The 15,070-nt window shown below is 40.3% G+C and carries 13 protein-coding genes; 6 read left to right on the forward strand and 7 right to left on the reverse strand.

Annotated features, from left to right (window positions below; genetic code table 11):
• Positions 1 to 23 precede the first annotated feature (23 nt).
• On the reverse strand, positions 24 to 989 hold the full coding sequence (locus QJ048_RS20590) for a 2-hydroxyacid dehydrogenase (RefSeq protein WP_282336314.1): 966 nt from the start codon (positions 987 to 989) through the stop codon (positions 24 to 26).
• A gap of 246 nt (positions 990 to 1,235) precedes the next feature.
• Here QJ048_RS20590 and QJ048_RS20595 point away from each other — a divergent pair, with 246 nt between their 5' ends.
• A complete protein-coding gene (locus QJ048_RS20595; RefSeq protein ID WP_282336315.1) occupies positions 1,236 to 1,697 on the forward strand; it encodes an NUDIX hydrolase in 462 nt (153 codons plus the stop codon).
• Positions 1,698 to 1,805: 108 nt separating this feature from the next.
• On the opposite strand, the gene QJ048_RS20600 is transcribed toward QJ048_RS20595, so the two are convergent.
• Together QJ048_RS20600 and QJ048_RS20605 are read right to left on the reverse strand one after the other, a co-directional pair.
• Positions 1,806 to 2,267, reverse strand: a complete 462-nt coding sequence (locus QJ048_RS20600; protein ID WP_282336316.1) for a GNAT family N-acetyltransferase — start codon at positions 2,265 to 2,267, stop codon at positions 1,806 to 1,808.
• 4 nt (positions 2,268 to 2,271) lie between these two features.
• Positions 2,272 to 2,742: a MarR family winged helix-turn-helix transcriptional regulator gene (locus QJ048_RS20605; RefSeq protein WP_282336317.1), complete on the reverse strand. Its 471-nt coding sequence runs from the start codon at positions 2,740 to 2,742 to the stop codon at positions 2,272 to 2,274.
• Between the two features lie 252 nt (positions 2,743 to 2,994).
• On the opposite strand from QJ048_RS20605, the gene QJ048_RS20610 reads away from it, so the two are divergent.
• On the forward strand, positions 2,995 to 3,573 hold the full coding sequence (locus QJ048_RS20610) for a hypothetical protein (protein ID WP_282336318.1): 579 nt from the start codon (positions 2,995 to 2,997) through the stop codon (positions 3,571 to 3,573).
• 111 nt (positions 3,574 to 3,684) lie between these two features.
• Here the strand turns inward: QJ048_RS20610 and QJ048_RS20615 are convergent, their stop codons facing one another.
• From QJ048_RS20615 to QJ048_RS20630, 4 genes are read right to left on the reverse strand one after another with little or no spacing between them, the layout of a single operon-like run.
• Positions 3,685 to 6,060 (reverse strand): hypothetical protein, encoded by a 2,376-nt coding sequence (locus QJ048_RS20615; RefSeq protein WP_282336319.1) that lies wholly within the window; start codon positions 6,058 to 6,060, stop codon positions 3,685 to 3,687.
• Between the two features lie 35 nt (positions 6,061 to 6,095).
• The gene (locus tag QJ048_RS20620; RefSeq protein WP_282336320.1) at positions 6,096 to 7,274 is read right to left on the reverse strand and encodes a DUF4249 domain-containing protein; all 1,179 of its coding nucleotides are present in this window, start codon (positions 7,272 to 7,274) and stop codon (positions 6,096 to 6,098) included.
• Between the two features lie 4 nt (positions 7,275 to 7,278).
• Positions 7,279 to 10,038: a TonB-dependent receptor gene (locus tag QJ048_RS20625; RefSeq protein WP_282336322.1), complete on the reverse strand. Its 2,760-nt coding sequence runs from the start codon at positions 10,036 to 10,038 to the stop codon at positions 7,279 to 7,281.
• Positions 10,039 to 10,076: 38 nt separating this feature from the next.
• Positions 10,077 to 10,820 carry a hypothetical protein gene (locus QJ048_RS20630; RefSeq protein WP_282336323.1) on the reverse strand — a complete coding sequence of 248 codons (744 nt, stop codon included), beginning with the start codon at positions 10,818 to 10,820 and terminating at the stop codon, positions 10,077 to 10,079.
• 265 nt (positions 10,821 to 11,085) lie between these two features.
• On the opposite strand from QJ048_RS20630, the gene QJ048_RS20635 reads away from it, so the two are divergent.
• The 4 genes from QJ048_RS20635 (at position 11,086) to QJ048_RS20650 (ending at position 14,986) form a co-directional block, all read left to right on the forward strand.
• On the forward strand, positions 11,086 to 12,219 hold the full coding sequence (locus QJ048_RS20635) for a glycosyltransferase (RefSeq protein WP_282336324.1): 1,134 nt from the start codon (positions 11,086 to 11,088) through the stop codon (positions 12,217 to 12,219).
• Positions 12,210 to 12,854 (forward strand): 16S rRNA (guanine(527)-N(7))-methyltransferase RsmG, encoded by a 645-nt coding sequence (gene rsmG, locus QJ048_RS20640; protein WP_282336325.1) that lies wholly within the window; start codon positions 12,210 to 12,212, stop codon positions 12,852 to 12,854. Before QJ048_RS20635 ends, rsmG begins: the two co-directional genes overlap by 10 nt.
• 169 nt (positions 12,855 to 13,023) lie before the next feature.
• A complete protein-coding gene (locus QJ048_RS20645) occupies positions 13,024 to 13,611 on the forward strand; it encodes an RNA polymerase sigma factor (protein ID WP_282336326.1) in 588 nt (195 codons plus the stop codon).
• A gap of 31 nt (positions 13,612 to 13,642) precedes the next feature.
• Complete coding sequence (locus QJ048_RS20650; RefSeq protein ID WP_282336327.1) at positions 13,643 to 14,986, forward strand: energy transducer TonB family protein; 1,344 nt, start codon at positions 13,643 to 13,645, stop codon at positions 14,984 to 14,986.
• Positions 14,987 to 15,070: the final 84 nt, after the last annotated feature.

The following is a 15,070-nucleotide window of genomic DNA, read 5'->3' on the forward strand; positions in this document are numbered from 1 at the left end:
GCATGCTGGTATCAGAGACGCGTTCAACGTGTCTCTACGGGGTTTGGTAATTTTTCGCCTCTTACGCCTGCAATGATGTTTGCCGCTGCAAGTTTCGCCATGGCAGTTCTTGCTTCGATTGTTGCAGAGCCGATGTGCGGCAACACACAAACATTAGGCATGTTCAGCAATGGATTATCAGGAAGCATCGGCTCCGGATTCGTTACATCTAAACCTGCTCCCCAAATCGTTTTATTCTCCAACGCCTGAATCAAATCTTTCTCATTGTGTATCGCGCCACGGGCGGTGTTAATGAAAATAGAGCCCGGTTTCATTTTAGTGAAAGCATCTTTATTGAAAATGCCCTTTGTTGCATCTGTGAGCGCCGTGTGCACGGATAATACGTCGCTTTGCTCCAGCAGTTGTTCAAACGAAACTTTTTTAGCGCCCAGCTTTTGTTCGGCTTCTTTATTGTGACTTCTGTTGTGGTAGATCACTCTCATGTCATACGCGCCAACGCAACGTTTCGCCATTACATATCCAATCTTCCCCAAGCCAAATATGCCGATTGTTTTGTTACTTAATTCGATTCCAAGATTCACAATGGGATCAAAGAACTCCCATTCACCTTTGATTATTTTTTTATGGTTGTAAAATGCTTTGCGTGAAGTAGCAAGCATTAGGAGAAATGCTGTGTCGGCGGTGGCACCGCTTAAAACGCCAGGAGTGTTACCAATCGGAATCGCCAACTTTTTCGCTTCTTCAATATCCACGTTATCGTAGCCAACGGACAAAAGCGCTATCACCTTTAAATGGGAACATTTATGCAGGAATATTTTATCAATCTTATTCGCACCGGAACTCAACAATGCATCGTGGTTAAGACAATAAGCAATTAATTCTTTTTGTGTAAGATCTCGTTTCTCCAGCCATTGCGTTACTTCAAGCCCCGCCTCCCTCATCATTTTAATACCTATCTCAGGAATCTCTCTTGTTACAAATACTTTCATGCTTTTTCTATTTTGAAAGGTGAGTCGTCAATTAGCGTTCCATAAAACTCTTTTGTGAATAATAATGCTTCGCGCAAAAATTATTTACAAATCTAATAACATTTGCAAGAGGACAGGAGTTAGAAATTAAGAATTAGAAGCTCAATGCTATTCGAACGCAATTGACTTTAAGCATAAGAAACAGAGTGCTATATTTACTTAGGAATGCCTCCTTATTAATTATTCATTGTTAATCATTAATTGATCATGGCTAAGCAAAGCGCAGGATTAGTTGTATTCAGGAAAAAGAAAGACGAGCTTCAATTTTTTCTTGTGCATCCTGGCGGGCCTTTCTTTGCACGCAGGGATGCAGGTGCATGGTCAATACCCAAAGGAGAGTTTGATGACACAGAAGATCCGCTGGCTGCCGCCAAAAGGGAATTCAAGGAAGAGACAGGTATTGCAATGGAAGGCAACTTCATTTCTCTTACTCTTATAAAATTAAAAAGCGGCAAGCATGTTCATGCGTGGGCCATAGAAGGAGATGTGGACGAGACTGCAACTGTTTCCAATACATTTGAAATGGAATGGCCACCAAAATCCGGCAAACAAAAAACATTTCCTGAAATAGACAAAGCAGGCTGGTTCAATTTGCAGGAAGCAAAGGAAAAGATCAATCCCGCGCAAGTGGCGCTGCTGGAGGAAATGGAGAAATTAATTGAAAGTTGAAAATGTCGAGGCAAGAAACTTTTATGGTCGCCATTATTTGCTACGTTCTTAAAATTTCAAAATCTTAACAATCTGCGTTCCATTTCATTTTCAACTTTCAATTTTCAATTACAACCAAACTTCCATCTTAATATCTGCTCTCGCATACGGCGTTTCTGCTATCGGAATTTCTACAAAACCCAGTTTTTTGTATAAATGAATAGCGGGTTCTAAGATTCTGTTTGACTCAAGCCACACGTGATTGGCACCCATAGCTTTTGCTTTGTTTAATGTCGCGATGCCAAGTGTTGTACCAATTTGTTTTCCCTGTACACTTGAAGACACCGCCATTTTCGCCAGCTCAAATGACTCGTCATTGGTTCTTATCAAAGCACAAACGCCTACAATTTCGTTGTTGTATTGAGCAAACAAAATATATCCGCCTTTAGAAATGATGTATTCTTCCGGATTGTTTAACTGTTCAATGTCGTGCTCTTCTACTACAAAATATTTTTCGATCCATTCAATATTCAATCGCTTAAAGTCACCTGCATACTCCGGTGAATATTCGAGTATAGTCACGTTTTCCATTTCTCTATAAGTTTTGATATCTTTTATAGTAAGATTTTTCATCGAGCAGATTCTCAATTTCTTCCAATGCTTTCAGCAAATTGTTGTTCTGCGCACGCATCAGTTTCTTATTTAGTTTATCAATCTTGTTCCAAACTTCTTTAAATGCCGGCAGTGCGGCCTTTCCTTTTCGCGAGAGCATTAGCAATCTCTTTCTGCTATCCAGTGGAGATTTCACAGATTCTATATAACCTTTTCTCTCAAGATCTTTTGCGAGATGAATAATGGCCGGATGTGTAAGGCTTAACTCTTCCGCAGCATCCATAATACCGATGCCGTTTCGTTTGCTCACCAAATAGAAGAGTGTAAAATATTTTGCTTCAAAATCGAGGTTATGATCATTGTATATCTTCATTACATCTCTGGAGAAAACATCATACAGTCTTCGCATTCTTGCGCCTATTGCTAATTCACCTAATTCATCAATTATGTTCATAAAGGTAATTTTTTACGTAAGAATTTACGCAAAATTAGAAAAAAATCGAAAATTGGAAATGTAGAGCAGTACTTAGGCGCTGCTGAATACATTCCTATCCTAATTCCTAATTCCTAATTCCTAATTTCTAATTCCTAATTTCTAATTCCTCGCTCGTTGGCACAGTTTTTTTACTTCACATATCAGCCTTTCGTACCCAGCGTTAAAGCTTGATCCATATATCTCCATCTTATTTTCATCAAATCTTATGTTATGAAAAGAATTTTAATTTTTTGCATAGTTGCCCTATGCAGTAGCAAAATGTTGCATGCCCAGATACAAAGAGGAAACGTGATGATAGGTGCGGACATTGCTAACTTTGATATTGACCTTGGCTCTGGACAAAATTTCCGTATGACGATCAATCCAAAGGCTGCATGGTTCATACAAGACAATATTGCACTTGGCGGATATCTCAAAGCAGGTGTGTCAACAGCTAAAAATGCGGGAACAGATGTTTCGTATGGAATCGGTCTATTGGGACGCTATTACATCAACGATAAAAACGCAATTGTAGTAAGAAAATCACGTTTCTTCTTTGAAGGCAATGTTGGTGTAGAAGGCGACAATCCCGCCGTTGGCGACAATACCAATGGACTTGGTATTGGTCTCGGACCAGGTTTTGCCTATTTTCTTACACCAAACATAGGCCTTGAAACACTTTTGAAATATAACGGCATCGTTGGTTTTGGTAGCTCTGCCACCAACAATCACCTTAATCTCAACATAGGTTTCCAAATGTATCTGCCGGGCAGGAAATTGCGTGAAGAAATGAACAACATGAAAAAATAACGGTGATTGAACCGTATAGCTTCAATCCTTTCCGGATTTCTTAAAATCTATGCAATGCCATTTGGTTACAGGGTTAGCTTATGATGATCCTGTAACTAATTTGCCTGAAGACTAATTCACTTCAAAGTAATGAATGCCGCTTATACATTTACCATTTGCATCGATGCCCTGTAACACTGCAACAAATTTCCCTTTCTTATCTGAAGTATAAAATTCTATTTTAGAGGTAGTGGCATTTATAAGCTTAACATTCGGGCTCCAATACAAAACGTTTCTAAAGTCTGGCAAATGACTTGCTGCGTCTACATCTGTTTCATACTTTGGAGAGTAAAATTCACGTTGGCTTTGCAGGCTTTCGTAATCAAATACGGTTGCTTTTGAATCAAGTTCGTAGCCCGGCAAGTCCCCTTTGTACGTTACGAAATTCAGCACACCATCATAAACAGAATGACTAAAATAAAAACGACGGGTAAGTACATCAAGCTGGCGAACCTTAAGCGGATCGTATGCAATCATCTTATCCATGTCGAATACAGGCACGCCATCAAGCAGTACAAGCGGATCGGTCCAGAGCATTCTTTGTGAGTTGTTATCGTAAATATCAAAATGATATTTTCCTCCGCGTCTTCTCACATTCACGAGCTGTACATACTCACGCAGCACCTCTTCCATTGTGGTAAAGCGAACGTAATTATCGAGTAAATAACTGAGATCAGGTTTTGAATAAAACAGAGAAGTATCGAAGCCTGCTTCTGTAAATTGTCTTTGTTTATTACCAGTGTAGATATTTTGAACCTGTGTTGCTACACTTTGTTCCGTTAATGTTGCAGGATTATTTACCGGCAGGTAAAAGTGAGGAAGAGAATCTCTGGTATATTTTTCGCTGAAGGGATTTTGTACATCAATTCTATAAACACTGTCACGTATCGAATTTGTTTGTGCTATTACTTCCGCAGCGCCGTACATATTCCGCATTTCAAACTTAACATGGCCAGAATCGTCACTCACGTTAGAAAGAAAAATAGCTCTTGTACCAGGCACCGAGAGATAGCATTCAATTCCTTCTGTAGACAGTCCGTTTCGTACATCTATCACTTTCGCGTTTACAATATGGCCCTTAATCTCAGGCTCATAGATTAGTGAAGACGATTTGTCCTGCAAAATATTTTTCCAGTCAAATCTTCGCCAACCCTGCGTAAGCATCAGGTTATCAATAGCCGCTGCCGCATCTTTATCTTTTGAAAAATAATAGGAAGGAGATTCGATCGATCCTTTCAAGTCGGAGCCGAGGGCTAAGTAATCTCCCAGCTTCATGTCATCAAGCTGTTGCAGCGAATCAATTCTGTACACAGCGATGGATGCGCTTGCCCTGCCAGCAATATTTTGAGAGTGCACGTCAAGGTTTACTCTGCTTCGATTTCCATAAATTTCCTTATCAGGCTGTATCTGAAGCGTATCATTTCCAGAAGGAAAACTAAAATACAATCGTTCACAAACAGGTTGGTTGCTTTCATTAAATACTGTCAGTTGCGTGATGCCTTCGGGCAAATCTGTTTTACTAATCCTAAAATTTGCGACACCGTTTTGCATTGCAGCAGAAAGCGTCTTCCTTAATACACCTCTTGTTTGAGCAACCAAATACACAGTGCGATCATCATTGTTTCCATTAATGACCACATCAATATTTGCAGCGTTTTCCTTCAAGGTCATTACCGTTCCTTTGTCAAACGCAGCCGGTAATTGTTTGGAAGAATTCAGCCCACTCTTAAACCTGATGACGGCTTTATAACTATGTCCTGTTTCAGGCTTGAAAACAAAATTTCCCATTCCAAATTTCAGCGATTGAAATGCTGCAATGCTCTCTCCATTTTCATTTACAATGCTTCCACTACAGTCAACGCCTTTTCCGTACTTATCGCTTATCTTGAATGCCACTTTGCTTTGCAGACCGTTTACAAGATTGCCACCCTCGGGAAAAAATTGTACGTCGTAACTACTGTCAATACCTTTCTTAACAACATCGCTTAGTTTTTGTCCGTTGATAACCGTGATCGTTTTCCGAAAGAAAAATGCTTCGTCAAAATTCTTCATCCAGTTTGTATAAGCACGTAGTTGATAGTTGCCTGAATTCAGATTCACCGGAACATATAACGAACCATTTCCCTCCGCGCTATCCATTTTTATTTTTGCCTGTAACACAGGACGATTGCCCTTATCAAGCAGCTCAACATATACCACCTTACTTAAGTCGAGCGGCTTGTGAAAAGAAGCATCTACCGAATATGCTTTGAACCAGATAATCTCTCCGGTTTGGTAAAAGTTCTTGTCTGTGTGCAGGTATATCTTTTCCTGTATGGCTTTGCTGTTGTAGTTATAAAGATGTTGCCTTACAGATGCAGCAACATTTTGAGCGTGACTGTGCCGCACACAAAATTGGGCTATTGTGAACGCGAAAACAGTTATTAAAGAGCCTTTGAAATTTCTCACTTCTGGTTGCTTTAATGTATTTAGTTATTATAGGGCTATTGCCAAAAATCTGGTTTGGTAGTGCTGCCGCCTCTTGCTCTGCAATCGGCGCAATAATTACTTGAATAAGTATAGGATATAATGGATGGACCCAAATAAATAGGCGTTACTCCGACTACAACACCGGGTCCAACGTTAAACACTTCTCTGATCTTGCCAGGATTATTTAGTACCGTATCTTCCAGGCAATTCTCGTAGCCGGTTGTTATATACACCAAACCTCGCAGCTGGCTGCGGGATATAAATATTCTTTGTTGTTGTACAGAAGTGGCATAAAAGAATCCAACCACCGCTTCTGTCGAGTCGCTTATCTGATGAATGTTGCCATGCAGCTCAGATGGTTGTGCATCAAATATAGAACCCAACTGTTCAGTATTTTTTCGCATCAGGTCAAGGTATGTATAAGCCTCTTTTGTAAGCGCATACTGATTAACCAATATGCTGTATTTATTCTGCAGCTTATTGGTAGAAAAAGAGACAACAGTAATAGGTTTCTCAAACACCACATCGGTCGCCAACTTTTCAGTGGAGGCAACTATAATGTTGGTGGAATTGGCACTGATCCAGCAAGTATGAATATCGTTGTTCACAAGATCTCTGGGATCGAGTGTATTAGTCGCTGGATTATAAACGATTTGCGAAAACAAAATTGGGTTGTACTGCCAGGTTTCTCTGTAATCCCACAAATAATAAATCGTCTTGTTTTGCGGATCATGGGTATTGGCATACACCTGTACACCATCACTTTTTTGTTTCCAGCTAACGCTGTCAATAGCAGGCGACATCTTTCCCTGCACCCACGCAGAATTGTACTGTTTTTGATCTCTCGTAACAATGTGCAATCTGTATTTTCTTGATGGATCCAGTGTAGCAGTCGTTGACGTATAAACGCCGGGGGATGTTTCAAACAAGATGTATGCGCCATTCGCATCATCATTTAATAAAACTATTGCGCCGCTTTCTGTTTTGTAATAATAGCTGGAATCAAGTGACGTTGTACGTGAAAGCTTTATCGTGCTTTTGCTGTTTGGCGTAAGATTGGCAAACCCTTCCACCACCAGGTATCCGGTATGGGGTGATGATAACTTTACGTTGTATTCTTCTTTACATGCAGCAAGTAATATTGCCATTGCACATAAAAACCCTATTCTTATTTTCATCTTTCCTTCTTTCATTTTTTTAAAACCTGATGTTAAAGTTCACGTACGGTATTGCGCTTCCAAAAATGGAAAGCTTGTACCCTTGCACTTTTCCGTTTTCTGAGGTGTAGTAAACAGAGTAAGGATTTTTTCTGCCGGTCAGGTTGTATACCCCAACAGTCCATGAGTTGTGCGTTTTTTGGTGCACCTTATGATTGCCTTCAATGTTCATAGAAAAGTCCACACGAAAATAATCAGGAATGCGGTAAGCGTTTCTATCGGAGTAAAGAGTGCGTGCAGAACCTCCGTAATAGAATATTCCAACCGGTACTGTTATTGGCCTTCCTGTAGAATAAGTAGCATTGAGCGACGTGCTGAAACGGTGCGAGAATCTATAGTTACCTACAAATGTTACATCGTTTGGCTTATCATAATTTGATGGATAGAATTCACCCTTATTAACAGGCTCTCCTACGGTTGGGTCATCCATTTTCAACAATGTTCTTGAATAAGTATAGCTCAACCATCCGTTCAATTTGCCTTGGGTTTTTCTTATCAAAAATTCTATTCCGTAAGCTTTGCCTTTGGTGTTGATGACGTCCGTTTCTATGTGATGATTCAGCACCAACTGCGCACCGCTTTTATAATCGAGATAATCATTGATGTGTTTGTAATAAACCTCTATAGAAGTTTCAATGGTGTTTGATTTGAAATTCTTGTAAATACCAAACGACACCTGGTCGCCAAATTGCGGTTTAATATTTGGATCGCTCAATTTCCAAATGTCCGTGGGAGCCATTGCTGTTGTGTTTGACAACATGTGTATGTATTGTCTTTGCGTATTGTAACCCGCTTTGATCGACAGATTGTCTGTGATCGAATATCTCGCAGAAACACGAAACTCGGGACCGTGATATGTCTTGATCACCTGTCCTTTTGAGTAAACAGATGTGTCAATGATATTGTCTTCTGTTTTCGGCAAACCCGGAGCATAGTTGTTGACCGTTTGCGGTCCCATGTTGTTGAACATGGAATATCTTACACCACCTTCTATGGTTAAGTTTTGTGTAATGTTGTATTTGTCGTTTACATACAGCGCACTTTCAAATGCTTGTTCTGCGGGCACCACATCAGGCACTGTGATTGCTTTGGCTCCAAGCGGCTGCAAATTTCCCGGATGTAATTTGTAATGCAGTGTGCTGCCGCCAAAATCAATTGTGTGCTTGCTGTTGAGGTAATAATTAAATCCGGCTCTCAGATAAAGCTGATTGATGTCAAATTTCAATTCATATGCATTCACAGGATTTGCGTCGCTACTTATATTGTATTTATATCCGTCATAACCGGTAACAATTGTCGCATTCATTTTATTATTGAAAATGTGCTTCCATTTCACTGATACATTTTGGTTCGCATAGCCATAGGTCGTGTCATTGTTAAGATTGAAACGATCCTTGCTGAAGTAACCTGTTACAAACAATGTGTTCTTTTTATTCATCTCATAGTTTGCATTCAGGTTAAGATCATAAAAATTTGCTTTGCTGTTTTTGTATTGGTCAGGCAGCGCTTTGAGCAACCAATTGGCGTAAGTCGTTCTGCCACCAAGAATAAATGACGCTTTATCTTTTATCAACGGGCCTTCAATATTTACGCGGCTTGTAAGTAACCCGATTCCGGCTGAACCTGTAAACTCTTTTTTATTTCCTTCCCTGCTTTTAATATCTAATACAGATGAGAGCCTTCCTCCATATTTAGCAGGAATACTACCTTTAAACAACTCAACATCTTTTACTACTTCCGGGTTGAAAGCTGAAAACATTCCAAAGAAATGGGATGGGTTATAAATCGTAGCATCGTTAAACAGTATAAGGTTTTGGTCAGCAGAACCACCACGAACATTGAGCCCTGTGCTCGCCTCGCCCACCGATTTTACACCCGGCAAAGTAAGTACCACTCGCAACAGATCAGCTTCACCAAATGCAACCGGCACTTGCTTGATCGCTTTGATGTCTATTCTTTGCACTCCCATTTGAGTGCTCTTTACATTGCTGGCTTTTGCAGATGACACGATTACATTTTTCAGGGCGAGCACCTGGCTTTGCAAATCAATGTTCATCTTGCCATCGCCGTATACCATTATTTGCCGGCGACTATCTCGCATGCCAATGCTCTGGATGTTCAGTACATGCCGGCCGCGGGGAAGTACAATGGAGTAATATCCATATTGATCGGTAGAAGTTCCAATTCTGGGTTTGTCGATAAAAATAGAGGCACCGGCTACCGGCTCGCCTGTTTTCGCATCGCGTACATAACCCGCTACATTGATGCCGCCTGACTGCGACGCATTCTTGTCGCCTACTTCATACAATTTATTTTCAAGAATGGCCTTTTGTTTTATTTCCGTTTCCTGGTATTCCTCCAGCACGTCGCTGCTGCGGGATTTGTTGGGATTACCCGGATCGAAGTAGCCTTCCGGAAGTGTTGTTTTCACCAGCGTGCCTCTTGTAATGAATACATTGTTGCTGTCATCGATCGAAAAAACATTCTCTGTTCCTGCAAGCCCTTTCTCCAACACTTTTTCAAGCGGCTCATTTTTTACAGAAATATTTATTTTAAGGGTATCAAGCTGTGCGGTGTCGTAGTAGAAGTGACAGTTTGTTTGCCTTTGCAGCTCCAGCAAAAACTGCTCAACCCGCATATCTTCAAATGATCCCGTGATCATTTTTTTCTCTTTTTGCGCAAGAGCAAAATGAGTGGTGAGCATTAGCATAATGGTTACTATGCAGAAATAAAGTTTCATTTATTTAGTATTGGTCGGTCAGGGTAGATGATGTTGGTTTATAGGGAATCGTACCAGCTCACGGCTTTCGTAAATGCATTATCCTTATCGTGTTTAAAATCCAGTTTGTTCCTGCGTATATATTGCTGCAACTGTTTTTTCTTATCGGCATACACATTCAGCACATCTTTCTTGCCACTTACCGGGTAATATTTATTTCCTTTCTTTATAGCAAACGAGTTGTTATCATTTATGAAACGAAGAATACCTTCGGCCAGGCTCAGCTCTTCCGTTATCGTTTTTCTGTTTCTTTTTACAAGCATATTGTCGTTGTGTTCGTAAAGCAGCGCATAAATGCCTGAGGAAATTCCAGCTTTGGCAGTATCTGTTTTGAGATAAATAAAAGTAGTATTGAATAAGTGAAACCTACTGGCCCTGTCGTTGATCAGGCAAATACGGGCATTGTTCTTTGGTTGGGTAACGATCAGCTGATCCCTGATCAGATCGTATCGCATACCAATATTTTCATACAACACACCTTCGTATTGTATCCAGCCTGTATCCATCTGGTCTTTATAATAATAAGGCTGTCCTTCTTGGAATCGAAATGGGTAGCCATAATATTCGGGGCCTGTATACAAACCCTCCTCCGGATAAAGCGCTTTATGATAAATTGCTTTCGCGTTTTTTATAGCCGATGCATAGGCAATACTATCTTCCGCAGTACTCTGGGAAAAGGTTTTGGTTAAAAAAAACAAACTGCAAAAAAACAGTAGTAAGCTCTTTGAATGAAAAGATTTCATACGTGTTACAATGATTGAACGGTTCCATTTGATATTTTTCAATGGACGGTTTCCAAAATAATAAAAATTCACTGAGCCTCAGTCTTTAATCCGGTAATAAATATGACTTCATAAGTATTTATGAATGAAACGCAACCAGGTAACTAAAGCCTGAAACTTGCCCTTATTGGAAAAAATATCTCGTTTAACCAATCATTTATCTTTTCAAATAAGAGGTTCTACTTATTTTCGCAGCTCATTGTTGTAACCCCGCAATTACCTAGGCATGGAAATCTTTCTTTCGAAATCAGGCTGGCAGTTAGTCATTTTTGGTTTGTTTTGTGTTATTTGCTTAATACAGCTTACCTACATATTGAGGCTTTTTGGCAAATTGGCTTTTTACAAAACACCTTCCAAAGAGCATATGCAGCAGCATCCGGTTTCTGTAATTGTTTGCGCCAGAGATGAAGCGGGAAATCTTACACGCAATTTGCCCGGCATACTTGTTCAAAAATATCATTCTACAAACGAAGTGATTGTTGTAAACCACAACAGCCAGGATGAGACAAGATTTTTACTGGATGAGTTCAAGAAAACTTTTAAGAATTTATATGCGGTAAACCTGGAAAACGACGCAAAGGGCATTCCCGGAAAAAAATACCCTTTGTCCATCGGCATTAAAGAGGCCAAACATGAAGTGCTGCTTCTAACAGACGCAGACTGCGTTCCTGCTTCTGAAGACTGGATCGAGCACATGCAAAATGGCTATGATAACGGCACGGAGATCGTAATCGGCTACGGCGCTTACTTTAAAAGACCGGGCTTTCTGAACAAACTTATCCGTTTCGAAACCTTTCATGCGGCGCTGCAATATATGTCATATGCTATTGCGGGTATGCCATACATGGGGGTGGGGAGAAATCTTTCTTATAAAAAAAATCTCTTCCTGCGTAACAAAGGTTTTTCTTCTACCAATCATTTACCCGGTGGCGACGATGATCTGTTCATCAACAAAGTGGCAACAAACAAGAATACCAGCGTAGTTATTCATCCTGATTCTTTCACACTTTCTGAACCAAAGAAAAGCTTTGGTGCCTGGATGCGTCAAAAGAACAGGCATTTTTCTACCGCCAAATATTACAGGCCAAAACACAAGTTTTTGTTGGGCACCTATACTGCCTCCCAGTTTTTATTTTATCCACTTTTTATAACAAGTCTCATAGTTTTTGATTGGAGACTGGCATTGGGAGTTTTCGCACTTCGATTTATTGCACAGGGTTTTATTTATTATAAAGCCATGAAGCAATTGAATGAAAAGGACCTTTGGCCGCTGTGGTGGTTATTTGATATCTGGATGTTTTTGTTTTATTGCATCTTTGCACCAGCATTGTGGAAAAAACCGAAAGCAACATGGAACTAGTTTTAAAATATTTCAGCGATTTCACTCCCCGGCAACTACAGCAACTTGAAGGATTGGGAGAATTGTATAAAGAGTGGAACGAAAAAATAAATGTCATCTCCAGGAAGGATATTGAGAGTCTTTATGAAAAGCATGTATTGCATTCATTAAGCATTGCCGCAGTTTTTGATTTCCCCAAAGGATATGAGGTTGTTGATTTGGGCACCGGTGGCGGATTTCCGGGCATTCCGCTGGCTATTTTCTTTCCGGAAGTACAGTTCCACCTTGTGGACAGCATTAATAAAAAACTAAAAGTCGTAGAAGCTGTTGCCGAAGGCATTGGTTTAACAAATGTAACGACGCAGCACACACGTGTTGAAGAAATAAAGGGCAGGAAATTTGACTGCGTTGTTTCCCGTGCTGTAGCTCCATTAAGAGATCTGTGGCAGTGGGGCAAACCGTTGATGAAGAAAAATAAAGAAGCCATTACAGGCGTAAATGATTCCATACGCGCCTCCGGACTTGTTTGCCTCAAAGGCGGCGATCTTACGCAGGAAGTTCATGAAAGTGGCCTCCGTCCTCATATTGTACCAATAGATGACATCTTTGAAGAAGAGTTCTTTAAGGAGAAGTTTATTGTAAATGTGCCGCATTAGAAATGTACGGTGTTAGGTGTACGATGTACGAAAATCATTATGATGAAACGCCCTAAAGAATTTCGTACTTCGTACATCTTTTCCTCACGTCTTACACCCTCAGACCCTGCACATCTCCCCCTGCTGGTTTTCTTCCCGCAAAACACTATCTTTCCGCATCAATCACCGTTTGGCTTTTTTAAAGAAAATATCACCTATTGAAGGTTCTGATGCAGACCTTGTGGCGCAATACAAACGCACCGGAAATGCTGATATCCTTGCGCATCTTTACCAGCAATATATGGAGCTTGTATATGGCGTTTGCGTAAAGTATCTTGGCGATCATGAAGTTGCAAAGGACGCTGTGATGAATATTTACGGTGAACTGCCTGTTAAAGTTCAAAAGCATATCATTGATAACTTCAGAAGTTGGCTTTACGCTGTAGCTAAGAACCATTGCCTTATGCATTTGCGCAGCCAAAAAAACAAAGTAACGGTAAGCATTGATGATTCATTTATGCAATCGGGGGAAGAAATGCATCCTGAGAGTGCATGGGACAAAGAAGATCAACTTGTTCAAATGGAAGATTGCCTGCAAACACTTGCTTTTGAACAAAAACAAAGCGTGGAATTATTTTACCTGCAAAACAAAAGTTATAACGAAATAATGGCCATAACCGGCTACGAATGGAACAAAGTTCGCAGTCTTATACAAAACGGAAGACGCAATCTGAAGATTTGTATGGAAGGAAAAATGGTAACCATAAACAGTAAATAAACCGACCGGTGTAATTGAGATTACACTTGTTATGAGCGACAATAAAAACCATATTAAAACTTTTACAGCGGAAGACATTCGCAATTATTGGAGCGGAACAATGTCTCCAAGTGAAATGCATGCGTTGGAAAAAGCATCACTTGATGATCCTTTTCTTGCCGATGCATTGGAAGGCTATTCGTCTGTAGAAAGTCAAACGGCTGCTAACGACATCAAATGGTTGCGCAAGAATTTAGCATCAAATGAAAGAAAAGAAAAGAAAGCCATCCCTCTTTTCAAACAAAATTGGATGAGAGTTGCTGCAGCTCTTATCATTATTGGCGGCCTTGGCACGTTGAGTTATTTCATATTCTTGCCGGAGAAAAATAAAGAAGTTGCGCAAACAGAAAGTGGTGCTAAAAAAGAACAAGTAACTGAACGTAAACAAGATACTGTCGCCACGCCGAAAGATACCCCAACATTTAATTTCAAGGCACAACCTGAACAAGAAACGCCTGACTTAAATGCCAATCGACAGCAAAATTTAATTGCAAACGGTAATGCGAAAAAGCTGCAATATAATTTAGCCCCCGCAAAACAGTTTTATGCAAAAGACCTCGCCAACGCGGAAGAAACTTTCAATGCTCCTGTTGTGAGCGATTCAATTAAACTTGCAAAAACATTTTCTGATACAGATGATCTTAAAAAAGAAAAACCTTCTTCGGTGGCAACGATGCTTAGTGGTAAGGTAAGTGGCGTTAAAGCTGAAGAAGCACCACAGGTAGCAGCTTCACAAAACTTTGGCCTACTGAAGAACAATATTTCCGGAAGAATCACCAACAGTAAAAACGAACCTATTGCAGGGGCCGTCATTAAAGCCAACAATCTCGACAATGTTGCAGTGGTGTCCGACAAAAACGGAGTTTTCTCTTTTCCTGCATCTGAAGCAACAAGATTTGATTCAGTGTCTGTCAATTCCATTGGCTATTTGAGTGCCAACGTTGCTTTAAATGCTAACGCTCAGAACAATATCAAACTGGAAGAAAATGCCACAGCTTTAAACGATGTTGTGGTGGTAGGATACGGTTCGAAAAAGAAATCCAAGCCTGTAAGAGCTGCAGCCGTATCTCCTATTGACACATTACAACCTGCACCGGTTGACGGCTGGGAAGATTATTACAATTATGTTCAGAGAAGTACAGAGTCATTTCCTAACATAGATGGAGAAATAATTGTACGTTTTGAAATCGACAAATCAGGAAAACCCAACAACATAGTGGTTGAAAAATCACTCACCGACGCTGCGGACAAAGAAGCGATCAGGATCGTTAAGGAAGGCCCCGGCTGGAAGGCCAATTCTAAAAAGAAGAAGGTACGGCTAACGATCAAGTTTTAATTCCCTCAAGAATATTTTCCGATTCTCGTTTATCATCAACTTTTCCTCTGCAACAGGTTATATTTTTTGCTGTACAAACGCTTT

Source organism: Pinibacter soli (assembly GCF_029961145.1).
GTDB classification, from domain to species: domain Bacteria; phylum Bacteroidota; class Bacteroidia; order Chitinophagales; family Chitinophagaceae; genus Pinibacter; species Pinibacter soli.

What these genes read in the sequence shown, in the direction of transcription:
- QJ048_RS20620 (WP_282336320.1), bottom strand. Translation starts at nt 7,274, where the DNA reads ATGAAAGAAGGAAAGATGAAAATAAGAATAGGGTTTTTATGTGCAATG.
- QJ048_RS20595 (WP_282336315.1), top strand. Translation starts at nt 1,236, where the DNA reads ATGGCTAAGCAAAGCGCAGGATTAGTTGTATTCAGGAAAAAGAAAGAC.
- QJ048_RS20605 (WP_282336317.1), bottom strand. Translation starts at nt 2,742, where the DNA reads ATGAACATAATTGATGAATTAGGTGAATTAGCAATAGGCGCAAGAATG.
- QJ048_RS20630 (WP_282336323.1), bottom strand. Translation starts at nt 10,820, where the DNA reads ATGAAATCTTTTCATTCAAAGAGCTTACTACTGTTTTTTTGCAGTTTG.
- rsmG (WP_282336325.1), top strand. Translation starts at nt 12,210, where the DNA reads ATGGAACTAGTTTTAAAATATTTCAGCGATTTCACTCCCCGGCAACTA.
- QJ048_RS20610 (WP_282336318.1), top strand. Translation starts at nt 2,995, where the DNA reads ATGAAAAGAATTTTAATTTTTTGCATAGTTGCCCTATGCAGTAGCAAA.
- QJ048_RS20635 (WP_282336324.1), top strand. Translation starts at nt 11,086, where the DNA reads ATGGAAATCTTTCTTTCGAAATCAGGCTGGCAGTTAGTCATTTTTGGT.
- QJ048_RS20650 (WP_282336327.1), top strand. Translation starts at nt 13,643, where the DNA reads ATGAGCGACAATAAAAACCATATTAAAACTTTTACAGCGGAAGACATT.
- QJ048_RS20600 (WP_282336316.1), bottom strand. Translation starts at nt 2,267, where the DNA reads ATGGAAAACGTGACTATACTCGAATATTCACCGGAGTATGCAGGTGAC.
- QJ048_RS20625 (WP_282336322.1), bottom strand. Translation starts at nt 10,038, where the DNA reads ATGAAACTTTATTTCTGCATAGTAACCATTATGCTAATGCTCACCACT.
- QJ048_RS20590 (WP_282336314.1), bottom strand. Translation starts at nt 989, where the DNA reads ATGAAAGTATTTGTAACAAGAGAGATTCCTGAGATAGGTATTAAAATG.